The sequence below is a fragment of the Microbacterium sp. Be9 genome (genome assembly GCF_011754135.1).
Classification (GTDB): Bacteria; Actinomycetota; Actinomycetes; order Actinomycetales; family Microbacteriaceae; genus Microbacterium; species Microbacterium maritypicum_A.
This window is the reverse complement of the sequence record NZ_WNWT01000007.1, coordinates 122,214-145,951: the sequence shown is the minus strand read 5'-3', so window position 1 is coordinate 145,951 and position 23,738 is coordinate 122,214. Positions and strand designations below refer to the sequence as shown.

Annotated in this window: 22 protein-coding genes; 8 read left to right on the top strand and 14 right to left on the bottom strand. The window is 69.2% G+C overall.

Annotation, left to right across the window (positions count from 1 at the left end; all coding sequences use genetic code 11):
* Positions 1 to 172: 172 nt before the first annotated feature.
* The 5 genes from GLO27_RS18680 to GLO27_RS18660 all read right to left on the bottom strand — a co-directional run bounded on the left by GLO27_RS18680 (position 173) and on the right by GLO27_RS18660 (position 5,905).
* Positions 173 to 2,623, bottom strand: coding sequence for a CHAT domain-containing protein (locus GLO27_RS18680; RefSeq protein ID WP_167256405.1), 2,451 nt, complete (start codon positions 2,621 to 2,623; stop codon positions 173 to 175).
* A 143-nt stretch (positions 2,624 to 2,766) separates the two neighbouring features.
* On the bottom strand, positions 2,767 to 4,338 hold the full coding sequence (locus GLO27_RS18675) for a S8/S53 family peptidase (RefSeq protein ID WP_021200139.1): 1,572 nt from the start codon (positions 4,336 to 4,338) through the stop codon (positions 2,767 to 2,769).
* A 57-nt stretch (positions 4,339 to 4,395) separates the two neighbouring features.
* A complete protein-coding gene (locus GLO27_RS18670; protein WP_021200140.1) occupies positions 4,396 to 4,851 on the bottom strand; it encodes a hypothetical protein in 456 nt (151 codons plus the stop codon).
* On the bottom strand, positions 4,848 to 5,528 hold the full coding sequence (locus GLO27_RS18665; RefSeq protein ID WP_231479796.1) for a sigma-70 family RNA polymerase sigma factor: 681 nt from the start codon (positions 5,526 to 5,528) through the stop codon (positions 4,848 to 4,850). The genes GLO27_RS18670 and GLO27_RS18665 overlap by 4 nt, the downstream gene beginning before the upstream one ends.
* A 62-nt stretch (positions 5,529 to 5,590) precedes the next feature.
* On the bottom strand, positions 5,591 to 5,905 hold the full coding sequence (locus GLO27_RS18660; protein ID WP_167256403.1) for a hypothetical protein: 315 nt from the start codon (positions 5,903 to 5,905) through the stop codon (positions 5,591 to 5,593).
* A gap of 117 nt (positions 5,906 to 6,022) precedes the next feature.
* On the opposite strand from GLO27_RS18660, the gene GLO27_RS18655 reads away from it, so the two are divergent.
* The gene (locus GLO27_RS18655; protein ID WP_029258825.1) at positions 6,023 to 6,241 is read left to right on the top strand and encodes an MASE2 domain-containing protein; all 219 of its coding nucleotides are present in this window, start codon (positions 6,023 to 6,025) and stop codon (positions 6,239 to 6,241) included.
* 33 nt (positions 6,242 to 6,274) lie between these two features.
* Here the strand turns inward: GLO27_RS18655 and GLO27_RS18650 are convergent, their stop codons facing one another.
* On the bottom strand, positions 6,275 to 7,588 hold the full coding sequence (locus GLO27_RS18650) for an MFS transporter (RefSeq protein ID WP_029258826.1): 1,314 nt from the start codon (positions 7,586 to 7,588) through the stop codon (positions 6,275 to 6,277).
* Between the two features lie 74 nt (positions 7,589 to 7,662).
* On the opposite strand from GLO27_RS18650, the gene GLO27_RS18645 reads away from it, so the two are divergent.
* Positions 7,663 to 8,253: a helix-turn-helix domain-containing protein gene (locus GLO27_RS18645; protein ID WP_167256401.1), complete on the top strand. Its 591-nt coding sequence runs from the start codon at positions 7,663 to 7,665 to the stop codon at positions 8,251 to 8,253.
* A gap of 14 nt (positions 8,254 to 8,267) precedes the next feature.
* Here the strand turns inward: GLO27_RS18645 and GLO27_RS18640 are convergent, their stop codons facing one another.
* From GLO27_RS18640 to GLO27_RS18610, 7 genes are all read right to left on the bottom strand, one after another.
* A complete protein-coding gene (locus GLO27_RS18640) occupies positions 8,268 to 9,377 on the bottom strand; it encodes an aromatic acid exporter family protein (RefSeq protein WP_167256399.1) in 1,110 nt (369 codons plus the stop codon).
* A gap of 182 nt (positions 9,378 to 9,559) precedes the next feature.
* Entirely contained in the window at positions 9,560 to 10,246 is a 687-nt protein-coding gene (locus tag GLO27_RS18635; protein ID WP_021200146.1) for a hypothetical protein, read from the bottom strand.
* A complete protein-coding gene (locus GLO27_RS18630; RefSeq protein WP_029264724.1) occupies positions 10,246 to 11,160 on the bottom strand; it encodes an ABC transporter ATP-binding protein in 915 nt (304 codons plus the stop codon). The genes GLO27_RS18635 and GLO27_RS18630 overlap by 1 nt, the downstream gene beginning before the upstream one ends.
* Positions 11,157 to 11,546 (bottom strand): GntR family transcriptional regulator, encoded by a 390-nt coding sequence (locus GLO27_RS18625; RefSeq protein ID WP_029264725.1) that lies wholly within the window; start codon positions 11,544 to 11,546, stop codon positions 11,157 to 11,159. The genes GLO27_RS18630 and GLO27_RS18625 overlap by 4 nt, the downstream gene beginning before the upstream one ends.
* Before the next feature lie 187 nt (positions 11,547 to 11,733).
* A complete protein-coding gene (locus GLO27_RS18620; RefSeq protein ID WP_029258830.1) occupies positions 11,734 to 12,249 on the bottom strand; it encodes a helix-turn-helix domain-containing protein in 516 nt (171 codons plus the stop codon).
* Positions 12,250 to 12,259: 10 nt separating this feature from the next.
* Complete coding sequence (locus tag GLO27_RS18615; RefSeq protein WP_167256397.1) at positions 12,260 to 13,882, bottom strand: ABC transporter permease subunit; 1,623 nt, start codon at positions 13,880 to 13,882, stop codon at positions 12,260 to 12,262.
* Positions 13,882 to 14,874: an ABC transporter ATP-binding protein gene (locus tag GLO27_RS18610; RefSeq protein WP_021200151.1), complete on the bottom strand. Its 993-nt coding sequence runs from the start codon at positions 14,872 to 14,874 to the stop codon at positions 13,882 to 13,884. The genes GLO27_RS18615 and GLO27_RS18610 overlap by 1 nt, the downstream gene beginning before the upstream one ends.
* 90 nt (positions 14,875 to 14,964) lie before the next feature.
* Between GLO27_RS18610 and GLO27_RS18605 the strand changes: the two genes are divergently transcribed.
* From GLO27_RS18605 to GLO27_RS18590, 4 genes are all read left to right on the top strand, one after another.
* A complete protein-coding gene (locus GLO27_RS18605; protein WP_167256395.1) occupies positions 14,965 to 16,176 on the top strand; it encodes a methyltransferase in 1,212 nt (403 codons plus the stop codon).
* Between the two features lie 353 nt (positions 16,177 to 16,529).
* Positions 16,530 to 17,831: a betaine/proline/choline family ABC transporter ATP-binding protein gene (locus GLO27_RS18600; RefSeq protein WP_021200153.1), complete on the top strand. Its 1,302-nt coding sequence runs from the start codon at positions 16,530 to 16,532 to the stop codon at positions 17,829 to 17,831.
* Positions 17,831 to 18,826, top strand: a complete 996-nt coding sequence (locus GLO27_RS18595; protein WP_021200154.1) for a proline/glycine betaine ABC transporter permease — start codon at positions 17,831 to 17,833, stop codon at positions 18,824 to 18,826. Before GLO27_RS18600 ends, GLO27_RS18595 begins: the two co-directional genes overlap by 1 nt.
* Before the next feature lie 52 nt (positions 18,827 to 18,878).
* Positions 18,879 to 19,787: a glycine betaine ABC transporter substrate-binding protein gene (locus tag GLO27_RS18590; protein ID WP_021200155.1), complete on the top strand. Its 909-nt coding sequence runs from the start codon at positions 18,879 to 18,881 to the stop codon at positions 19,785 to 19,787.
* 97 nt (positions 19,788 to 19,884) lie between these two features.
* Here the strand turns inward: GLO27_RS18590 and GLO27_RS18585 are convergent, their stop codons facing one another.
* Positions 19,885 to 20,772, bottom strand: coding sequence for a MurR/RpiR family transcriptional regulator (locus tag GLO27_RS18585; RefSeq protein ID WP_021200156.1), 888 nt, complete (start codon positions 20,770 to 20,772; stop codon positions 19,885 to 19,887).
* A 103-nt stretch (positions 20,773 to 20,875) separates the two neighbouring features.
* Between GLO27_RS18585 and GLO27_RS18580 the strand changes: the two genes are divergently transcribed.
* Positions 20,876 to 22,060 (top strand): C45 family peptidase, encoded by a 1,185-nt coding sequence (locus tag GLO27_RS18580; protein ID WP_029258833.1) that lies wholly within the window; start codon positions 20,876 to 20,878, stop codon positions 22,058 to 22,060.
* 34 nt (positions 22,061 to 22,094) lie between these two features.
* On the top strand, positions 22,095 to 23,738 hold the full coding sequence (locus GLO27_RS18575) for an ABC transporter substrate-binding protein (protein ID WP_021200158.1): 1,644 nt from the start codon (positions 22,095 to 22,097) through the stop codon (positions 23,736 to 23,738).

Here is a 23,738-nt window from a genome sequence, read left to right as displayed (position 1 = left end):
GCGACGCCCCCGAGCAGATGGTGTCCGTGTCGTACTCGCGCTCCCCAGTGCGCCTGATCCCCAGATCCGACTGCGCCTCCCTCGCGCCTCACCCTTCGAGGCCCTTCGCATGGCACCTTCCGAAGAACAGGAGCGTGCGGCATCGGTTCTGATACACCGAATGGAGGAAAAGTCAGAATCCGTTTCCATGACACTGGAACGGCGCGTTCACGCCGGTGTCGATCGCGGCCCTCGCGAGCGCGACGGCCGGTGCGGCACCCGCGGAGAGACCGGTGTGCACAGCGCTGAGCAGATCGCCGGCCACATCATCGGGGACCGCGACGGGGGCGGCGATCACGCAGTCGGCACCGGCGTGCAGCCACACCCGCGTCATGCCCAATGCCTCCTCGCCCCAGCGCACCGACGAGCGTCCGAGCTCACAGGCCGAGAGGATCACCGTCGCCGGGACCCGCGGAATGAGATCGACGTCGTAGCCGAAGAGGATGCCGTCGGCGAGCTCGAATCCGGAGAACAGCGGGTTGTCCACCGCGTGCCTGCCGTGCGCGGCGATGTGCAGCACATCGGTGGCTGCGGCGAGTTCGGTGACCGCGGCGACCGTCGCCTCCCCGGTCAGCAGGGTCTGCGGTGCCACCCCGGCGCGTCGCCAGGCCGCCGCTGCCCGTTCGACCTCGTCACCGGCGCGAGCGACACGCGGACCGGCGGCGAATCCGACCGAGGCCGGCCGCGTGATCGTGCGGGAGGGGCCGGCCAGCAGGCGCGAGACGGATGTCGCGAGCGTGAACGGGGTGCCCGACATGCCGGAGAGCATCGCCCACGGAACTCCACCGAGCGCTCCGGGTACCGTGATGGCCAGTCGTGCTGCGGACGGCGCGGCGAGCAGCAGCGGCGCGAGGAGCTCGGCGTCGAGGATCGCCAGGCGCGAGGCGAGCGCCCTTTCGGTGACCTCGCCCATCAGGCCGCCACGGGTCAGGGCGGCCATGTCGAGGTCGGCGCGGAGGCCGTCGAGCGCCGACTGCACCCGCGACCAGGACAGATCGACGACGGTCGCTCCGGTGGCGGTCACCACGACCGCATGCAGATCGGTGCCGGTGAACACGTATGACAGGACGGCAAGGTCGGGATCGAGCAGCGCCATCGCCTCCGTGAGTCCGAGCCGTTCGCGCGTGCCGCCTGAGCCGGTCGCCGCCCACTGTCGTTCGCGCACCCGATCACGGAGGGCGCGCACCCTCGCATCCGTCGTCCAGTCGGCGCCGGCCAGCTCGGCACGGAGCATGCGCAGTTCCGCCAGATCGACCGCGAGGGATTCGTCGTGCGGGGGGCGCACGGGGGCGACCTGCTGGCTGAGGTGCCGCGCACGCTCCGACCACTCGAACAGGAGGGCGGGGTCGCGCCGTCGAGCGGCCGCGGAGAGTCCGGCGAACATCAGGTCGCTGCCGTGCATCGCGACCGACGCCTGCAGGTCGAGAGCGCCGAACGACTGCTGCCAGGCGGTGAGCAGATCGAGGCCATCGGCGGCTGCCCGGAGGGCATCGCGGTCGCGACCGGCGGCTGCGGCGCGAGCGGCGCGCACCTCGTGTGCACGCAGGCGCAGGGGCGTCGGGGCCGCATCGTCCAGCCGCGGCAGCCGGCCGGAACCGTCACGCCGAGCGCTCAGGCGGAGTCCTGTCGCCTCGGTGCGGAAGCCGCCCTGGTCGAGCGCCTTCGCGGTGCGCGCGAAATCGTCGCCGTCGATGGGGTGGTGCGGCTTCGCCCGCTGCTGCGCCTCGAGGCGCACCGCTTCGGCACGCGCCGCCCACCCGTGATTCCCGAGTGCGGTGAAACGTCGGGCGGCGGTGCGGGCCGCCCGCTCTGCGGCGGCGGGATCATGTCGCAGCAGCGAGCGGGCGAGGTGGAATTCCGCCTCGCCCCTGGCTTGCCGCATCCGCTGCGCGCCGAACTGGGCGGCGACCTGTTCGAGCAGTGCCTCGGCCTCGGTCGTGAGGCCCGCGTCGCGCAGCACCTCCGCCCGATCGAGGTCGCTGATCGCCGCGGCGAGGTCGCTGATCGCGGCGAGCTTCGGACGGGAACGGGTCATCAGGGTGAGCGCGGTGACGAGGTCGCCCCCGAGCAGCGCCGCGTAACCGAGATTGTGTCGCGCCTCGGCCAGGGGCTCGTCATCGTCGTTCGCCTCGTACACGGCCACCGCGCGCCGCAGATCCTCGACGCAGGTCTCGAGCTCGCGCTGCTGCATCCGCACCACCGAACGGTTCATCAGACAGTTCGCGAGCTCGGTGGTCTCGTCTCCGATCGCCGTGAGCGTGTCGATGGCGCGGGTCAGTTCGACTTCCGCCTCGGCCAGCCGTCCGCCGTGCATGAGAAGTGTGCCGAGCTGGCCGCTGAGCACCGTGATCGTCTCCGCACGGAGGCCCGTTCGGCCGAGGGCCTCGCGGCACAGCTGCTCGGCGGCCGCGGGCTCTCCGGTCTGCGCGAGCACGTAGGCGACCGTGCCGTCGATGCGCGCGCGGAGGTCGGGGTCGTCGGTGCGGGTGGATGCCGTGTCGAGCGCGCGTCGTGCCTGCGTGAATCGTCGGGCGTTCGCCGCTTCGACGCCGCGCCGGTGCAGCTCGATCGCGGACAGGGGCATCCCTCCAGAATGCCGTGCGTCGGGTCTGCAAGGGAAGAGCCCGGATTCCGCGGAGCACCCCGCGCACCAGGACGGGCCGCCCGCATCGGTACGGACGGCTCGTCCCGGGGGTACATCAGGCCGGGTGCATCAGGCGCGATCGATCAGGCGGAGTCCACGGGATCCGGAAGCGACTTCAGCACCGCGGCGACGGCTTTCGCCGCGGCTCCGGGGCTGACACCGCCGACCGGCACGGTGCCGAGCTGCGCGGCGACGCGCGCGGCCACGTACGGGGCGGAGAAGGAGGTGCCGCTCCAGATCGCGAATCCGCCGCGATAGTCGTCGGGGTCGATCGTCTCGCGGCGGAGACCGTCGACGTCGGCCCTCGTCACCGCCTGGGTGCCGCCCACGAACGCGGGTGACGTGCTCACCACGGCCGCGCCCGGTGCATAGACCCGGACCCAGGGGCCGATGTTCGAGAAGAGGGCGACCGACTGCGCCGACGGGTTGAGAGCTCCGACCGAGACGAGCGGCGCGTCCTTGTCGGGGCGGATGCCATTGTCGGCACCAGGCCAGGGCCAGAGCGACGCGGGGAAGGAAGGGCGGTCGATCGCGTCGTTCCCGGCCGAGCACACCACCACGCATCCGAGCTCGCGCGCCTTGGCGAGCAGCTGGTACAGCGTGAGGCTGAAGAGTCCGTCGGTCGGTGTCTCGTGGTAGTAGCTGAGCGACAGGTTCAGCACATCGATCGGGAAGCCCGTGTTCGGATCCTCCCGGTGGCGGGCGAGCAGCGTCACGACCTGGGCGACGGTCTCGAGCAGGGTGCTCTCGTCGACCACTCCGAGGGCTCCGGCCACCCGGATGGAGAGGATATCGGCATCCGGGGCCGCCTGTCGGACGAGCCCGGCGATGAATGTGCCGTGCCCGGCGACCGCGTCGATCTCGCCGTCGAGCTGCCCGTACAGGTCGGGGTAGCGCTCCGGGTCGGCGTCGTCGGTCAGCCCCACCGGCACGCCGTCGAGGTCGACCGTGCGGGTGACGATGTCGGCGGGCAGCCAGGCGTGTTCGCCGCAGCCGGTGTCGAGCACCGCGACGACGGGCCGCCGTCCGCGCTTCGGTGCGGGCCCGCGCACCGGAGCGGGGCCCAACCAGGTGACGGGCTGTCGCGCGCCGCGTCCGGGCTCGAGGTAGTCGTCGCTGCCGCCCGCGCCCCCTCCGGCGCCGCGCACCGGGTTGGTGCGCGTGAACGGGTTGGTGCGGGTGAACGGGTTCGTCCGGGTGAACGGATTGAGCCCGACCGGGTCGATGGACAGCACGTGGTCGAGGCTCGTGCGCGGCATCGTGGAGCGGGACATGCGGCGGGCGCGCTGGAGCACGCGCCAGGCGTCGGGTGCGACGGGCGATTCGCCGCGGACCGGTTCGTCGGGGGTGCGCAGCCGTGCGCGCAGGAAGCCGGGGACTCCCGGAACCAGCTCGCCGTCGAGTGCCGAGCGGGTGCCGTCCTCGATCTCGAGCTGCCATCCGAAGGTGTCGGCTGCATCACGCAGGGTGCGCACCTCGCGGTCGTAGGCCTCTTCGTCGCCGAGGGCGCGGGTGATCAGCAGCCGCTCCGGCAGGTACGCCGTCGGAAACGCGCGGATGCCGTCCACCGGTTCCGTGCTCGGGTCGAGTGCCGTGCCCCGGCGGATCGATCCCTCCGCGCGGTCCTGCCAGGTCCATCCCTTGGGCTGATCCATGCGTCATCCTCTCCGTGCGGGTCGCCCCGCGTCCTCATCGACGGGCGGTGCCCGCGATCACAGCTCGAACTGCGGGGTCGCGAGGGTGCGCGTCTCGTCCCCGATCACGGTCGTCAGGCTCACGCGTGTGAGGCCGGGAGGCACATCGTCGAACACGAAGCGTCCTGTCTCCTCCGGCGAGACCGACCGTGTCTTCTCGCCCTGCGTCAGCACGATCTCCGCGGCAGCGGTGTCGACCCAGCCGTCGACGCGGCGGTGACCGGACGCGGTGGTCGTCACGTGCAGCAGGATGCTCGTGGAGCCGTCGCTGAACTGCAGGGTGAGCGCATCCGCTTCGCCCCGCACCGCGCCGAACTGTCCCTCCACGAGGGTCAGAAGCGCGTACTCGCGGTTCAGGCCGTCGGCGGCGACCGCGGCGACCATGCGATCGATCAGGCCGGCGGGCATCGGATCGACCTCGCTCCACAGGGAGCGGAGCCGGGCGAACATCTGGGCATCCTCATGCTCGGTCATGCGAGTCCCCCTGTCTGCGCTGTCGGCGGCGCGTCCAGCAGGGCGCGCAGCTTGGCGAGGCACCGATTGCGTGTGGGGCCGATGCTTCCGATGGGCATGGCGAGGTCGCTGGCGATGCGCGCATAGTCGGGGCGATCCTCGAAGGCGATCACGCGCAGCAGCTTCTGGCAGCGTTCGTTGAGGCGGCGCACGGCCGACCACAGGCGACGGTTCTCGTCGCCGAGCGCCGCGTGCTCCTCAGCCGAGGCCTGCTCGGGAAGAAGCGTGTCGAGGTCGTCTGCTTCGGCCGTGTCGACCTTGCCATGCGCCTTCGCGACCTTCCAGGCCTCGCGGCGCGCGGTGGTCGTGAGCCAGGCAGACACGGCGCGAGGATCGCTGATCGACCCGTGGCCGCGGACGAGCTGCAGCCACGTGGTCTGCACGACGTCTTCGGCGAGCGTGCGTTCGAGCCCGTACGCGCGCACGACGTGCCAGAGCACGGGCGTCATCAGCCGTACGAGCTCGTCCATCGCGCGGCCGTCGCTCTCGCGCCATGCACCGAACAGATCCGCGGCGCGCTCCCAGCGTGCGCGCCCGTCGTCCGAGGCAGGATCGTGAGCGGTGCCGGGTGCACCGTCGATCATGAAGCCCATTGTGATCACACCTACCAGGAGCGCGGCAAGGGCTTTCTGATACATGTCTGCATCCAAGAATCCCGCGGCTCCCCGGTGGGACTGCGCGTCTCGTCCGGACCGGCCGGTCAGACCAAGAAGGAGAGAGCCCCACTGACCGCCACGCATGCCGTCGCGGCACTGACCGCGAGCCGGTCGATACGCCCCGAAGGCCATGCTGTCAGGGTGGCAATCAGCAAGGCCGCCCACACTCCCCACAGGATGACGAGACCGACGAACAAGACGGGCGGGTTCGTGACCTCGGCCATCGCGAGATAGTAGTACGTCGCGAATACGTTGAATGCGAGCGTCGATGCCAGGAGTACCCACCTCGCGTGCCGGGAGGGGATCGCGACGGCATCACCCGCGGCCGTTGGAGGTTTTCCTGTCGTCGCAGTACCCATGCCCACCTCCGACGCTTTCGGTCCTTCGACCGTATCCCCTGCGTCGCGGCAACGCTGTCCCCTCTTCGGAGGACACGGCACGGTCGCGCGCATAGGTGACGCCGATAGCGTGGAGGGGTGATCCCCCTCGCCGTCGTGCTCTTCCTCAATGCCGTCTTCAACGCTCTCGTCTGGCCGCAGTTCTACAAGCGCGTCGCCAAGGATCCGCGGGCGCGGGATGAGAACGGCAGGGCCACCGCGTTCCTCAAGGTGCACGCGGTGCTCATCGGGATCGCGCTCGTGCTCGCCCTGGTCTCCCTGCTCGCCGGTATCGCGGCGCTGACCGGCGTTCTCTAGGCCGGAAGAGTCGGGCCTCGCCGCCGCGCGGCGTCAAACCGTCTCGTACTGTTTCGCGTGCGCGGCCCAGCCTGACTCGACCGGGAGCGCCCGCAGCGCACGGTTGCTCACGGCGAGCACGACCGAGATCAGGCACAGTGCGGCGCAGATCAGGATGGTCCACTCCCTCCCGATCCACGCGAGCCCGAAGCCCGCGATGAGCGGTGCGAGCGGCATCGCACCCATGCCGAGGACTCCGGCGGCGCTGTTGGCACGACCGAGCAGATGGCTCGGGGTGGCGACCATGAAGTAGCCCATCATCCCGGCGTTGAGCGCGGGGATCAGGAGAACCGAGGCGCCGAGTACCACCGCGATGGCCCAGGGATCGGTCACCATCGAGAGGGCGATCGCGCCGATCGAGACGACCGTGAGTCCGGCGATGGTCAGGACGCCGGCCTTGATCCTCGGCACGAGCAGCGGTGCACAGACCGCGCCCACGAGCATCACGGCTCCGATCGACGCGCTCAGGGTGCCGATCAGCAGCTCGGAGTAGCCGTCCTGCTGGAGGGCGTAGATGATGGTCGTGATCGTGGCGTTGAAGCCGAGGTTGATGACCGTCGTGATGAGCAGCACTCCGCCGAGGTCGGGGCGGGAGAGCAGCCAGCCGAATCCCTCGCGCAGTTCCGCCCAGGCGTTCGGCTTCACGGCCACACCGGGCTCGACGACGGTACTCGGCTCGGCGACGTCATCCGCACCCGTGTCGATCATCCCAGCACGGCGCACCTGACGCCCCAGCATCCACGCGGTCAGGGCCGCGATCGCGTGACACAGCGTCATGACCACGCCGACGAGCCATCCGCCCACGCCCAGCAGCAGGCCGCCGAGCGGACCGCCTGCGAGCTGGAGAGCGGCATCGCGTCCCTGGTTCGCGGCTTGGGCACGGCCCATCGCGTCGTCGGGCACGATCTCCTTGATCGCACTCTCGCCCGCGACGTCGAAGAGTCCACTGCGCGCGGCGAGCAGCACGTCGATCACCAGCAGCGACCCGAACGTCATCGCATCGCCGAGGGCGAGAAGGGTGAAGCCGCCCGCGAGCACGATGCCGATGAGGGAGCCGAGGAGCATCAACGCGATGCGGCGGTGGCGGTCGGCCAGCACGCCGCCGGCCAGGGTCATGAGGAGTCGGGCGACCATGCCGGCACCGCCGATGATGCCGGCCTGGGCGGGATCGTTCGTCACGATCAGTGCGAGCAGGGGGATGGCGAAGCCGAACAGCGAGGCCGCGAGACCCTTGCTGGTGTCGCTCACCAGCCAGGTGAGGTATCGGGTGTTGCGCCACAGGCGGTGGGGCGCGGTGACGGTGGTCATGTCCTGAGAATAGATGCGCAAGAACTATTGCGCAACTCTTATTGCGCAATTCTGGGTGCGGGTAGGATCGGCACATGACGGAGGACACCGCGAAGAGCACCAGCGACGATCCCGTCTGGATGACCTCGGCCATGCTCAAGGCCTACTCGCACCCACTGCGGCGCCAGATGATCCGGCTGTTCTCGCGGCGGGAGTTCCTCCGCGCCGCCGATATCGCCACCGAGCTCGGTGTGCCGGCGAACAGTGCGAGCTTCCATCTGCGCGCGCTCGCCGACGCCGGGCTCATCGAAGAGGCGCCCGACAAGGCCCGCGATCGGCGCGATCGTGTCTGGACCGGACACAAGGGTGCGCTCAACGTCGGAGGGCCCGAGAGCCCCGTCGCCGACGAGGCTCTCGGCTCTGCGGTGATCGCCGCCCTCGTCGAGGACCATCAGGATCTGATCCGCCGGGTGATGGCCTGGACCCCGGAGTACGTGGCCGGGCGCACGGCCGAGGTGCACGCCGCCTTCACCCAGCGCACCATCCGGCTCACCGAGTCGGAGTTCGACGATGTGATGGTGAAGATCAACGACGTCTTGAGCGCTGCCGACGATGCCCACGACAGCTCCGACTTCGAGGGCCGGTACTGGCAACTGGATCTGATCGCCGCCGACGACACCATCTGACGCCGCTCAGGCTGCTACTCCTCCGCCGGGGCGGACGCACCGCTCAGGATCAGGATGCGCCGCAGATGCATGGCGGTAAGCACGCCGGGTCCCATCGACCGCCGGGCATCGATGGTGCGGTCGTCGACGGTCTCGAGAAGCAGTCGGATCGCACGGGCCGCCTCGCCGCGAGCGCGGTGATCGTCACTGGACGAGGCGTCACCGCGAGCGATCACGTCGGCGACCGCGTGACAGGCCGCGGACAGGGGATCCGGCAGGGCGGGGTCGAGCGCCAGGCCGGCCGGCCGATCCCAGATGGTGTCGGCGATCTCGTCGGAGATGTCGCGGATGAGGTGCGCGATGCGGTCGAGGGCGGCGAGTTCATCGTGGCTCTGCTGGATCCGGGTGCGATGGCCCTTGGCGCGAGGGTTGCCGCGTCTGCTCTCGTCCGCCTCCGTCAGAGCCGAGCGCAGCGCGGAGGACGTGTCGGCGAGCGACGCCGCATCGTCGGCCCATTGCTCGTGCTCCGGAGGCCACGACTCCGAGACCGCGGAGCCGATGTCGTGCAGGTGCGCGGCCAGTTGCTCCCGGAAGGCCGCCACCCGCCCGGCTGCCGCGACGGTCAGGGGTGCCGGCGCGATGATGAGGTTCACCAGCAACCCGACGATCACCCCGACGGCCGTCTGGGTCAGGTAGCCGAGCGAGTAGTCATCGGCGTCCTGCCCGCCGATGATCAGCACGAACAGCGCGGCCATCGGCACGTACTCGCGACCGACACCGAACCAGCCCGTACCGGAGAGCAGCACTCCGACCCCGACCACCAGCGGGATGCTCCACCAGGTCGGGCCGATCGTCAGCACCACGATCGTGGCGAGCCCGATGCCCGTGGCGAGGCCGAGCAGCGTCTGCAGACTCGACTTCGCCGAACCCATCAGCGTCGGGTACATGCTCAACAGGGCCCCGAGCGGAGCGTAGTAGGGGTACTCGTCGGTGACCCCGGGCATGTGCGGGGCGATCATCCAGGCCAGTCCGACCGCGAGGGTCGTCTTGGCCACGAGCAGGAGGCGGGCGGGGCGGACGGCGTCGTGGAGTGCGCGTTGGACTCCTGCTCGTCGTACCCGGAGCCGGGTGCGGGTCTGGGGCACGGCGTCCTCTCGGTCGGGGGCGGCGCGGTCGGGGTGGGCGCGGTCGGGGCGGGTGGTTCCGCGAGCCTATGCGTCCTGTGCGTCGGGGGCGAGCGGGTTGCGTCCTCGGGCGCTTACGGGTAGCGCGCACACGCGACGCCGGCCGCCCAGGAGGGCGACCGGCGTCGACGAGGCGGTCGGGTCTACGGGATGGCTCTGCGGAAGGCGAGGAACGAGACGCCCATGAGGGCCGCGGTGACCACGAGGCCCCACAGCGCGAGGCCGAGGGCCCCCAGATCGCCGATCCCGGTCCAGACCTGTCCCCACAGCTCGAGCCTGGTCACGAGGTACACGATTCCGACGAGGATCAGTGCCAGCGCGATCCACGTGATCGTCAGGACCGTCAGCCCCCAGCTCTTGTAGATCGTGGCGCCCGTGAAGCCGACCACGAAGAAGAACAGCGCGAGCGTGAAGTAGACGATGAAGGCCCCGAGCGGACCCGCCTCCCACAGCCACGGAAGATAGAACACCCAGCCGTTCACGCCGTAGCCGTTCGTGGCGACCTCGATGCCTCCACCGACCAGGAAGAGTGCGCCCATGAACGTGCTGGCGAGCACCGCAGTCAGCATCGTGCCGAAGAAGAACTCGCGACGTGTGATGCTCATCGCCTGGGAGAACGGGAACGTGAGCGTCATCGCCGACAGCCCGATGGCGAAGAAGTACCAGAGGGGCGCCTGGCCGCCGCCGCCGTATTTAGGGGAGTCCCCCGGGATCATCGCGTAGATCAGCACCGAGATCAGTGTTGCTCCGGCGAGGACGATCAGCGGGACCCAGATGAACGTCTGTCGATTGATCATCTGCAGGCGGATGACGTTGAGCGTGCGTCGCATCAGCGCACCTCCTCTTTCGTGATGGTCGATCTCGTGGAGTCGGCCTCGGCCTTCTGGGTGAGGCGCACGATCAGCTGCTGCAGCGAGACCGGCGCGAGGTCGAGCCCGGAGGCCGTGATCTCCGCACGCTCCGCCGGGGACACGGCACCGAGGACGGTGACGGAGGCCACGCGGCCGAGCGCCTCACGGTGCAGCACCTCGCGGGCTCCCACCCAGGCGTCGACCTTCGCGGCGTCACCCACCACGGTCACGGCGCGGTCACGCACCGCATCCGTGTCCTCGTTCAGGAGGATCCGGCCGTTGTCGATCACGATGACCTTCTCGATGAGGTTGGACACCTCGTCGATCAGGTGCGACGAGAGGATGACGGTGCGCGGGTGCTCGGCGTAGTCCTCGACCAGACGGTCGTAGAAGATCTGCCGGGCGACGGCGTCGAGGCCGAGGTAGGGCTCGTCGAAGAACGTGATCTCGGCGCGCGAGGCGAGTCCGATGATGACGCCGACCGCGGAGAGCTGTCCGCGGGAGAGCTTCTTGATGGTCTGCTTCATCGGCAGCTGGAACTCGGCGATGAGCTCGTCGGCGAGCGACTGGTCCCAGTTCGGGAAGAACAGGCTCGCAGCCTTGAAGGCGTGCTTGGGGTACGCGTCGTCGGGGTACTTCTGGCTCTCGCGGACGAAGCAGATCCGGCTGAGCACGTGCGCATTCTCATACGGGTGCTCGCCGAACACCTTCACGGTGCCGGACGATTCGAAGTTCTGGGCCGTGAGGATCGACATGAGTGTCGTCTTCCCTGCCCCGTTGCGACCGAGGAGGCCGTAGATGGCGCCACCCTCGATGGCGAGCGACACGTTGTCGAGGGCTCGCTTCTCCTTGTAGCGCTTGCTGAGGTTCTGCACCTCGATGACGGTGGTCATGCGGGGTTCTTCCCTTCTGCGTCGGTGGTCAGTGCGGCGCGCTGCCGGAGCAGGGCCGCGAGGTCTTCGGCGCCGAGCCCGAGCGTGCGGGCCTCGGCGAGGAGCGGGTCGATGTAGCGGTCGGCGAAGGCGGCACGGCGCTCGCCGAGGAGCAGCTCCCTGGCGCCGTCGGCGACGAACATGCCGATGCCTCGGCGCTTGTAGAGCACTCCCTTGTCGGTGAGCATGGCGACTCCCTTGGCTGCGGTGGCGGGGTTGATGCGATAGAACGCGGCCAGCTCGTTCGTGGAAGGGGCCTGCGCCTCCTCGGCGAGCGAGCCGTCGACGATCGAGTCCTCGATCTGCTCGGCGATCTGGAGGAAGAGCGGCTTGCCTTCTTCGATCACGAGTCCTCCGCTGGGTTAGTGGGTTACTTACTTGACTAAGTAACCATGCAATCCGCGCGGGTGTCAACCCCTCGTCGTCTCGCGTGCGAAAACCCAGAGCATTCGTCTCGGGCTCGGCGCGTCGACGCGCGGCACGCCGGAGCGCACGCGGATGGTCTCCGTTTCGGCCGACGGGTGGATGCTGCGGTCAGTCGGCGTCGCGGCGGTGCTCGCGCCAGTCCTCGACGATCTGCAGCATGCGCACGGAGAGGAAGCGGAAGAATTCGGCCAGTTCGACGGCCCGGTCATGCGCGCCCCGGTCGTCGTCGTGCGCGGCGGCGATGTCGTCGATGTACTCCGACAGGCGCGAGTACACCGGCATGTTCCCGACGATCGAGCTGTAGAACGGATCGTGCACGAACTCGTAGCGGTCCCGCCGGTCGCCGGGCCGTGAGCGGCGCTGGATGAAGTGCAGCTGCTGCAGGTAGCGCACCGCACCGGAGACGGCGGCTGCCGAGACCCCGAGGCGCTCGCCGAGCTGGGCGGCAGTGTATCCGCCCTCGGGGGCGGCGATCAGCGCCATCATCACGCGGGCGGGCATGCGTGGCATCCCGGCCGCGGTCATCATGGCCGCGGCCTGCTCGGCGGGTTCCATCCCGCGGTGGGAGTCGCTGTGGCGAATCGACGCCTCGGGCTCGAGGTCGTCGGTGCTGTCGTCGGCCATCGGAGTCCTCCTATGCTCCGGGGGCGAGTTCGCGCCGCCTCATCAGGGCCAGGGATCCCGCGGCTCCAGCGGCCAGCGCGAGCATCAGCCACCACAGGCCGCGCACGTCCACGCCGCTGCCGTCCGCCACGGGGGTCACGGCGAACGGGGAGAGGTTCGCACTCCATTCCGGCAGACCGAACAGGGGGCCGAACATGCCGAGCAGGGCCGCGAGCAGCACGAGGCTCCACGCCACCGCTGTCGTCGCCCGGGGGAGGAGCACGAACACCAGCGCAGTGAGCACCGCGAAGATCGAGGCCGCGACCGCCTGGCCGAGCCCGGCCACCGCGACGATGCGGTAGAGCGACGCGTCGCCGCCGTTCGACCAGACACCCGCCCAGCCGGCGAGCACCGCGGCGGCGACCACGATCAGCACCGCGACGATCCCGACGATCACGAAGTCGGCGAGCCAGCGCACGCGACCGACCGGGGTGGCGAGCACGGCCTCGGCGGTGCCATGGGCCTCCTCCTGTCGCGCGCGCACCACCGTCTGTACGGCACAGCACGCGGCCAGGATCCCGAGCAGGGTGAAGAACACCGTGACGACGACCTCGTCGAGTCCGCCCGTCGCGCCTCCGATCTTCTTCAGGATGTCGGCGACGGCCGGATTCTCGCCCGAGATCTGGTCGACCAGCCCGCTCAGCGTGGTGGCGAGGATGCCCGTGATGGCGCCTCCGATCGCCCAGCCCACGATCGAGCCGGAGGTGAGCCGCCACACCAGGGCGTGGGGCGAGGCGAGGGTCGGTCGTGCCGAGACCCGGCCGAGGCGCTCCGCGACGAAACCGGCATCGATGTCGCGCAGCGACTGCAGGGCGACGGCGGCACCGGCGAGCGCGAACCCGAAACCGAGCCCGAGCAGCATCGGCCAGACGATATCGGTGTCGTACGGGCGGGTCTGCTCGACCCAGCCGAAGGGGGAGAGCCAGGCGGGCCAGGCGCTCGTCATGCTCGTGAGGTCATCGCTCGGGGTTCCTGCAGCGTTGCCGATGCCGCGGATCAGGAACGTCGCCACGAGCACCCAGACCGTCAGGGAGTTCGCCCCGCGCGAGGTGCGCATGAACTGCGCGGCCAGCAGGCCGATGCCGAGGAATGCGATGCCGCACGACGCGGCCGCAGCTCCGGTGAGGAGCGATCCTCCCGCCGGGAGTCCGGTGGGGATCAGCGCGAGCGTTGTGAGCGCGGCCAGCACGACGTTCGCCAGGATGCCGTGCACGATGGTGGCGATCGTCGGCAGGCGGCGTCCGGCCGGAGTCGCCCACACGAGCTCGGCGCGCCCGGCCTCCTCATCGCCGCGGGTGTGCCGCACGGCGAGGAACGTGCTCATGAGCGCGGCGAGCAGCGCCAGCCACGGCAACACCTCGAAGGCGAGGAAGGCGCCCTCGGATGTGCCGGAGGGGAGGCCGCGGAACATCAGGATCACCGGGTTCGCGAGCGCCGCGGCCAGGATGTTCTGCCGGTCGGCGAGGGTGGCGTACGACTGGCTGACACCGGCGTACCCCGCGAACGCCATCAGCGCCGTGCCGACGATCCACAGGGTCAGCTGCAGCCGGTCACGCCGCAGCCGCTGTCGGAGCAGCACTCCGAAGGCGCTCATCACGCACGCTCCTTCTGCGCACGCCGCTCGCGGCGGGTGGAGGGGCTCGCGTCGTCCGTCCGACCGTCCTCCGCGGCCTCGAGCGTCGCGAGGTCATCGCCGTAGTGGCGCAGGAACAGCTCCTCGAGCGAAGGCGGCGCGACGCGCAGGTCGCTGATGCCGAGGGCCGCGAGCGCGGGAAGCACGGTAGCCGTGCGGTCGCTGTCGACGGCGAGGCGGATGCGGTCGCCCTGCTGCTCCGGGCTGTGCACATCCGGGATGCGGGCGACCTGCTCGAGGGTGGCTCCGGAGGGGGTGAACGACACGTCACTGCGCGTGAGATGCCGCAGCTCCGTGAGCGTGCCGGTCTCGACGATGCGGCCGGCGCGGATGATCGACACCCGGTCGCACAACTGCTCGACCTCACTCATGATGTGGCTCGACAGCAGCACGGTCGCACCGTTCGCATGCGCACGGGCGACCTCGCGCTGGAAGATGACCGCCATCAGGGGATCGAGGCCGCTGGTGGGCTCGTCGAGGATGTAGAGGTCGGCGGGCACCGCGAACGCCGCGATGAGGGCGACCTTCTGCCGGTTTCCCTTCGAGTAGGCGCGGCCCTTCTTGCGCGGATCGAACTGGAACGCGTCCATCAGCCGCTTCTTCTCGTGCTGGTAGGCGGGGTCCTTGGTGTGCGCTCCCCGCAGCCGGGCGAGCAGATCGACGGCCTCACCTCCCGACAGGTTGGGCCAGACGCTGACGTCACCGGGAACGTACGCGATGCGTCGATGCAGCTCGACCGCGCGATTCCAGGGGTCCTCACCGAACACGGTCGTCTCGCCCCCGGTGCGCCGCGCGAGGCCGAGGAGGACGCGGATGGTGGTCGACTTGCCCGCACCGTTCGGGCCGAGGAAGCCGTGCACCTGGCCGTGTTCGACCGTGAGGTCGAGGCCGTCGAGAGCGTGCACGTGGCCGTAGTGCTTGGTGAGGTTCCGGGTGGTGATGACGGTGGTCATGCGCGGGAGCGTACGCCCGATTCACAAACTTGTGAATCGGGCGAAAACAACGCATGCGAAATCCTTACGGCCGCCGCGTACAGTGGGCTGGTGCCGGAGTTCCCCTACAGCCGCCTGCGCCGCTGGCCCGACGTCGAGGCGGACAACCTCCAGGCTCATGACGCGACCGATCTGCTGCTCGTCGAACGGGCGCTCGCGCTCGATGTCGCCGGCTCCGAGACCGTGGTCATCGGCGACGAGTACGGTGCGATCACCCTCGCTCTCGTCGCCGCCGGGAGACACGGCATCCGCGTGCATCAGGACCTCGCGACCGGTCGGCGGGCTCTGCTGCGCAACGCCGAGGAGCTCGGACTCGCCGTCGCGGACGGCCGAAACGGAGACGAGGGCGCCCCGGTGCGGCGCGTCGCCCCGCAACACGCCGAGGGTAAGTCGGATGGTCTGGGTTTCGACGAACCGTTCCGCCCCCGCGAGCTCGATGCCGAACTGCTCACCGGCGCGAAACTGGTGCTGCTGCAGCTGCCGAAGGCGCTCGCGGAGCTCGAGGAGATCGCGGATGCGGTCGCCCGCTGGGCGGCTCCCGACGTGGTGCTCGTCGCCGGAGGGCGGGTGAAGCACATGACCCTCACGCAGAACGAGGTGCTGGGACGCAGCTTCGCGCGGGTTCAGCCCCAACGCGCCGAGCGGAAGTCGCGTCTGATCGTGGCGTCGGAAGCCCTGCCGGTCCCGGTCGATCCGCCGTACCCCGTGACCGCGCAGCATGACGGGCTGACCTTGGTCGCCCATGGCGGAGCCTTCGCGGGCGCGCGCCTCGACATCGGCACGCGTGTGCTGCTCGACGCACTCCGTGCTCAGCCGCCGGCCGCCGCGCCACGCGTGCTCGATCTCGGCTGCGGCACGGGAGCGCTCGCCGTGTCGTACGCGCTCGCTCACCCCGATGCGCGTGTGACGGCGACCGACCGATCCGCCGCCGCTGTGGCATCCGCGCGGGCGACGGTCGCCGCGAACGGCGTCGCCGACCGGGTCACGGTCACCCATGACGACGCGGCCTCCGAGCTGCCGGACGCCTCCTTCGACGTGATCCTGCTGAACCCGCCGTTCCACCTCGGCGCGAGCATCCACACGGGGGCGGCGACCCGCCTGTTCGAGGCCGCGGCGCGCCTGCTCCGACCGGGCGGCGAACTCTTCACCGTCTACAACTCTTCGCTCGCGTACCGCCCCGAACTCACCCTGCTGGTGGGTGCGACCGTGCAGGTGGAACGCACGCCGAAGTTCACCGTGACACGCAGCATCCGCAGCTCCTGAGAGGGCGGTTCCGGCCTGCGGCCAGCCACGCAGAAGGATTGTTGAATACCCGTGCAATTCCCCGGTCAGCGACGGAAACCCGAGCGTGCCGCGGACCCAGGATTTGCCCCTGATCGGCCATTTCGTTACGTTGGAACGTGGGCCTGACGGCCCGAAGACCAGTCCGCGACCACGTCCTTCTTTCGATGAGCTGTGCTGCGAAGAGGCGTGGACGTACGGTCGATGCTCTATCGCGGCGGATCCGAAATCCGCCGTCTGTGCCGCCACAGCGAACACGTCGAACGGCCCCGAGAGCCTCACCCGGGCGTAACCGAAGCAGGCTCAGCCACCCGAAGGCGAGCCGCGGGGGAAACGTGTCCGAAATCGCTCTCGAAGCGCGCCATCTGTACAAGGTTTTCGGTAAGAATCCGAACACCGCCGTCCGTCGATTGAAAGCCGGTGAGAGCCGTGCCGCCGTCGCGGATGCCGGTACCGCGGCGGTCATCGACGCCAGCTTCACTGTCAACCGCGGTGAGATCTTCGTCATCATGGGGCTGTCCGGATCGGGCAAGTCCACCATCATCCGCATGCTCAACGGCCTGCACGACGTCACCGACGGCACCGTCACCGTCAACGGCGACCCGATCACCGGCATCCCGTCATCGAGGCTCCGCGAGATCCGTCGCGACCGCATCTCGATGGTGTTCCAGCACTTCGCCCTGCTGCCGCACCGCTCGGTCGCCGCGAACGTCGCCTACCCGCTCGAGCTCAAGGGCACTCCCAAGGCCGAGCGTCTGGCCAAGGCGGAGGAGATCCTCTCCCTGGTCGGCCTCGAGGGCCAGGGCGAGAAGCTCCCCTCCGAACTCTCCGGCGGAATGCAGCAGCGTGTGGGCATCGCCCGTGCGCTCGCCGCCGACAGCGACATCCTGTTGATGGACGAGGCGTTCAGTGCCCTCGACCCGCTGATCCGCCGCGAGATGCAGGAGCAGCTGCTCGAACTGCAGCAGAAGCTGCAGAAGACGATCGTCTTCATCACCCACGACCTGAACGAGGCCATGTTCCTGGGCGACCGCATCGCGGTCATGCGCGACGGCCGTATCGTGCAGATCGGCACGCCGGAGGACATCCTGATGGACCCGGCCAACGACTACGTCGAGCAGTTCGTGCAGGACGTCGACCGCGCTCGCGTGCTCACCGCCGCGAACGTGATGGAGCGCCCGCGCCCCGTCGTGCCGCACACCGCCGGCCCCCGCACGGCGCTGCGGCAGATGCGCGACGCGTACATGTCGGCCACCTACGTCGTCGGCCGCGACCGGCAGCTCGTGGGCGTCGTGACCGACCGGGATGCGGTCAAGCTCGTGCGCAACGGCGCGACCACCCTCGATTCGATCATCAAGCCCGTGCTGCAGAGCGTGCGCGAGGACGACGTGCTGATGAACCTCTTCGTCCCCGCCGTCGAGTCTCCGCTGCCGCTCGCCGTGATCGACGCCGACGGCCGTCTCGTGGGTGTGATCCCGCGCGTCACCCTGCTCGCCGCCCTCGGCCCCGGGCCCGGCGCGACCGAGGAGATCACCCTGCCGATGATGCCGATGCCCCAGGCCGAGATCGATGCCGTGCTCGATGACGGGTGGACCGCCGACCCGGTCGACGCCCCGACCACGGAGGAGGTGCGCTGATGGATGGCTTCCGCATTCCCATCGGAACCTGGATCGAGTCCGCTGTCGACTGGATCAAGGACAACCTCGACGGCCTGCTCGATGTGATCTCGTTCGTGATGAGCTTCCTCGTCGACGGCCTCACCCGAGCGCTCCTCGCCCCGAACTTCGTGGTCATCATCGTGATCGCCGCACTCATAGCCTGGGTCGTGCGCTCGTGGCAGCTCGCGATCGGCACGATCGTGTCGTTCGCGCTGATCGTGGGGATGGACCTCTGGGTCCCCGCCATGCAGACTCTCGCCTTGGTGCTCGTCGCCGCCGTGATCGCGGTACTGATCGCCGTGCCGCTCGGCATCTGGTCGGCGCGCAACGCCACGGTGCGCGCGGTGCTCAAGCCCGTGCTCGACTTCATGCAGACCATGCCGGCGTTCGTGTACCTGATCCCCGCGATCGTGTTCTTCGGCATCGGCGTGGTGCCAGGCCTGGTGGCCACCGTGATCTTCGCGCTGCCTCCGGGCGTGCGCCTGACCGAGCTCGGCATCCGTGGCGTCGACTCCGAGACCGTCGAGGCGGGACAGGCCTTCGGTGCGAAGCCCGGCCAGATCCTGCGCGGTATCCAGCTGCCGCTCGCGATGCCGACCATCATGGCCGGCGTCAACCAGGTCATCATGCTCGCCCTGTCGATGGCGGTCATCGCCGGTATGGCCGGCGCGGACGGTCTCGGGAAGATGGTCGTCGAGGCGATCTCGACGATCAACATCCCGAAGGGCGTGGAGGCCGGCCTCGGCGTCGTGCTGATCGCGGTCTTCCTCGACCGCGTCACCGCGGCGCTGGGCGCGCCGGGCGAGAACCGGTCGTCGCTGCTCGGCATGATCGAGCGTCGACGCACTCCGAACGGTGGCGGAACAGCATCCGCTCCCGCTCCCGAGGTCATCGAGCAGCAGGATGCCGCGGCTGCGGCGGAACGTGCCGAAGTCGCTCCGCGACGCAACGCCGTCGGTGGCGGAGTGCACTGACTCACACCCCTACGAAACAACACCCATACGGAACGCAAGAGAGAGAAATCACATGAAGAAGAAGATCCTCGCAATCACAGCGCTCGGTGCCGCAGCGGCGCTCACCCTCGCCGGATGCAGCGGCGACGGCGCCGGTGGTACGGGCGGCGGCGACGGCTCGGCCGACGACAAGGGCACGATCACGCTGGGCTTCCTGCCCTCGTGGACCGACGGCCTCAGCACCGCATACCTGCTGCAGGACCAGCTCGAGAAGATCGGCTACACGGTCGAGATGAAGACGCTCACCGAGGCGGGACCGCTCTACACCGGACTCGCGCAGGGTGACGTCGACATGTACCCGTCGGCGTGGCCCGAACTCACCCACGCCTCGTACATGGAGAAGTACGGCGACGACATCGAGGATCTGGGCAAGTACTACGAGAACGCCAAGCTCACGCTCGCCGTGCCCGAGTACTCCGAGCTCACCTCGATCGAGGACCTCGTGGGCAAGGGTGCCGAGTTCGACGGCAAGATCTACGGCATCGAGCCGGGCGCGGGTCTCACCGCCCAGACCCAGAAGATGATGCCCGAGTACGGACTCGACAGCGAGTACGAACTCGTGACCTCGTCGACCGCGGCCATGCTCACCGAGCTGAAGACCGCGACCGACAAGCAGGAGGACATCGTCGTGACGCTGTGGCGTCCGTTCTGGGCCAACGATGCCTTCCCCGTGAAGGACCTCGAAGACCCGAAGGGCGCCATGGGCAAGGCCGAGGGCCTGCACTTCCTGGGCACCAAGGGCTTCGCGGAGGAGTTCCCCGAGGCCGCTGAGCTGATCGAGAAGATCAAGCTCGACGACGCGCAGTACGGCGCACTCGAAGACCTCGTGGTGAACGAGTACGGCGAGGGCAAGGAAGCCGACGCGGTCGACGCGTGGCTGAAGGAGTACGGCGACCAGTTCGACTGGGCCGTCACCAGCTGACGCGAACCCGTCTCAGAGGTGTGCTCCGGTCGCACTTCCTGCCGCTTCCCGGTCCGCCGGGCGACAGGAAGGGCGACCGGAGCTTCTGCGTGGGGGCTCAGTAGCCCAGTCGTGCCCGAACGTCGTTGAGCAGCTGCGAAGAACGCAGTGCCGCATCGGGGGCGACGGCGGAGATGCCCTGGACCAGCACGTCCGAGATCAGGATCGCCGAGAGGCTCTCGGAGGTCAGCCCTGTGGGGGTGTGCGGTGCGGTCAGGATCGCGTCGACACGGGAGGAGAGCCTCTCGTGGAGCTCGTCGGTCACGAGGATGACGCCGGCGCCCATCAACTGCGCGTGGTCCAGGAGCACATCGATGTCGCGGGTGACCCGTCCAGGCGCGAAGATGACGAGGACGTCCTTCGCCCCAAGGTTCAGGACCTCGTCTGCGAGACGGAATCCGTCGGTGCTGAGCCGTCGAGTGGAGAGTCCCGTGCGTCGTAGGCGCAGTGCGAGGTTCTCGGCGGCGATCCCGGAGGCGCCGAGGCCGTAGCAATAGATGCTCTCGGCGCGCATGAGCAGCGTGATGGCGGCGGAATACGCGTCGTCGTCGTTCGAGCTGCGGGCGAGTTCGATGAGCGACGCCGCCTCATCCCAGGTCTCCTGCTGGATGCGGGCGAGATCCTGGCCGATGTGCTCGATGCGGGTCTTGAGGCGCACCTCGGGCGAGACGCTGCTCGAGAACGGAGCGGCCACCTCCTGCTTCAGATGTGAGAGGCCCGAGTATCCGAGCTTCTGCAGGGTGCGCACGACGGAGGCGTTCGAGGTGCCGCTCTGGGTGCCCAGTTCGGCGGCGCTCGCATAGAGGATGTGCTCGGCTGACGTCGATGAGAGCACGCGGCAGACGGCACGTTCGGATTTCGAGAGATCGTTCCACGTCCTGGCGATGCGCGCGCGGAGGCCGGAGAGCGCGGGGTTCTCTGTATCGCTTGTTACAAACGGTTCCATTGCTGTATCATTCTGTTCGAGAGGCGCATCATCCGTAACGGATGATTCAATCATCTCGGGTGCAACCACATTGCGCAACAGGCGCACCTGACAGGGAGGTCACATGGCGGCCATGACACCGATCCGCACGATCGAGATCAGTGGGGCGCCCCGCGAGCGCGGGCGCCGATACGGCGAGGCCGCCGCCGACCTCATCGCCGGCTCGATCGAGTACTACACGGAAGCGCTGACCCAGCAGACCGGCATGAGCTGGGCCGCGATCACGGATTCCGTCTCGCGATGGGTTCCGATCAGCGAGCAGATCGCGCCGCACCTCGTCGAGGAGATGCGGGGGATCGCGGAGGGGGCGGGTGTCGCCTTCGCCGAGATCGTCACGCTGAACGTGCGCGGCGAGTTCGTCTACGACCACCAGGGACCGTCGCGAGTCACGAGCACCACGGTCCGTGCCGCCGACGACGAGCGCGACGACGCCGTCGACGGATGCACGTCGTTCTTCCTGACGGGTGAGGGCAGCGGCACCGGGCACACGCTCGTCGGGCAGAACTGGGACTGGCGCACGCGCACCGCGGGAACGACCCTCATCGTCCGCGTCGTGCAGGATCCGCTTCCCACGGTGATCATGCAGGTGGAAGCCGGGCAGGTGGGGCGCCACGGTGCCAACTCCGCCGGCATCTCGTTGAACGCCAACGGGCTCGGGGGGAGCTTCGGAGCGGCGGTCGGCGTGCCGCAGACCCTGATCCGCCGACTCGTGCTCGATCAGGGCGATATCGCGAGCGCGCTCAGGATGCTGGTCAAGACCCGTCCCCATATCGCGAGCAATGCGCTCCTCGCCGACCGCAGCGGATTCGGCATCGACCTCGAGACCACGCCGAGCGGCGTGGACTGGATCTATCCCGAACGCGGCGTGATCGCGCACACCAACCACTTCCAGGCGTCCGTGCCGCCGCAGCTCGCCGGGTCCTACCTTCCGGTGGCAGCGGATTCGCTGCTTCGTCTGCCGCGTGTCCAGGCCGGGCTGGCGGCGGTCGCGCGTGCGGAGAACCCCGAACAGAGCTACGCGCTCGTGCGTGAGGCGATGTCGGATCACCTCGGCTTCCCCGAGGGCGTCTGCACGCATCCGCATCCCGACTCCCCCTCGGTGAAGCAGTGGTCGACGCTCCTCTCGAGCTGTGTCGACCTCACCACCGGCGAGTACCGCGTCGCGAACGGATTCCCCTGCGAGACCGAGTACGAGGTGCTGCCCTGGAACCTCTACGACGGCCCGCACGTCGAACTCCCCTCCCCCTGACCGACAGATTGAGAACCCGAGGAGATAGCGTTCAATGAAGAAGCAGCATCACCCCATCGCCGTGACGATCGGCGTGCTCGCCGCCTCGGCATTCGTGCTCGCCGGCTGCAGTTCGGGCTCGAAGGGCGAAGACGGCGACACCGCGCTCGACGTGCCTTTCGGCGCGACGACACCCGCCGCCTCCGGCCCGCTCGAGAGCGTGACGTGGATGCTCGGCGGAGAGCCGACGACACTCGATGCCGACATCGATGCGACCACCGCCGACGACACGGTTCTCGCGAACGTCTGCGACCGGCTCATGCAGGTGCAGCCCGACCTGACCCTCGGCCCCGGGCTGGCATCGGACGCCGAGTGGACCGACGACACCCATCTCGTCTTCACCATCAGGCAGGGGGCGCTGTTCCACGACGGCAGCCCCGTGAGCACGGCGGACGTCGTGTGGAGCATGCAGCGCCACTCCGAGGACGGTGCCGCCGAATCCGACGAGTACCGGAACGTGGTCTCGATCGAGCAGACCGGCGCCGACCAGATCACCGTCACGACATCGCAGCCGGATGCGATCCTGCTCCAGGCGATGGCGGGCGATGGCGGTATCGTCTGGAACCCGCGTGTGATCGAAGCCGAAGGAGAGGATTTCGGCAGCCCCGGTTCGGCCTCCGCGTGCAGCGGGCCGTACCAGGTGACGTCGTGGGACGCGGGGTCGCAGCTCACCATCACCAGGTTCCCCGACTACTGGGACTCCGACGTCGACGCCCTCACGGACGAGGTCGTCTTCCGATGGGCCGACGAGACCGCGATAGCCAACTCGGTCACGACCGGTGAGGCCCAGGGGTCGTTCCTCGAGAACGCCGGCGCCGCCCGGAGTTTCATCGGCAGCGCCGACGTGTCCGTCTATCAAGGACCCTCGACGAACGCATGGGTGCTCGAAGCGACCGATCGCGGCGCACTGACGGATGAGCGCATCCGTCAGGCCCTCTCGCTCGCCCTCGACCGGACCGGTGTCGCCACGGCTGCCTTCGGCGGTCTCGCCCAGCCATGGAAGACACCCGTCGGCTCGGGAGCATGGGGATACGAGGTCGACACCTTCGAGCAGGCCTACGACGCCCTCGAGGGCGCGCCCGCGAAGCCGAGCGAGGCCGATCTCGCGGCGGCCAAGGACCTGATCGCCGAGGCCGGCGCCCCTTCCGCCCCGATCGTCGTCGCCTCGAACGGCTCCTCGACACACAACGTGATCGCGAATGCGCTGGTCGCCGCGGCGCAATCGATCGGGCTCGAGGCGGAGATCACCGTGATCCCGCAGGTGCAGTACGGCGACTTCTACTCCGACCCCGACCTCCGAGGCCAGGCCGATCTGTGGCCCGACGAGTACTACATCTCGAAGAACGACCCCCTCGGCTTCTACAAGAACGGCGCGTCCGATGCGAGCGTGAACTTCGGCGTCTTCTCCGACCCGGAATACGATGCGCTGGTGGACGAGGGCTACGCCGCGACCGATGACGTCGAGCGCGCCGAGATCACGACAGAGCTGCAGAAGCGCTGGGTGGAGCACGCGGTGTGGATCCCGGTCGTCGCGACGCCGTCGACGCTCATCATGTCGAAGACGGTGACGGGTGTCCCCGCCTCTGCGGCGTTCATCTACTACCCGTGGGCCGTCGATCTCGGCAGCGCGAAGGGGTAG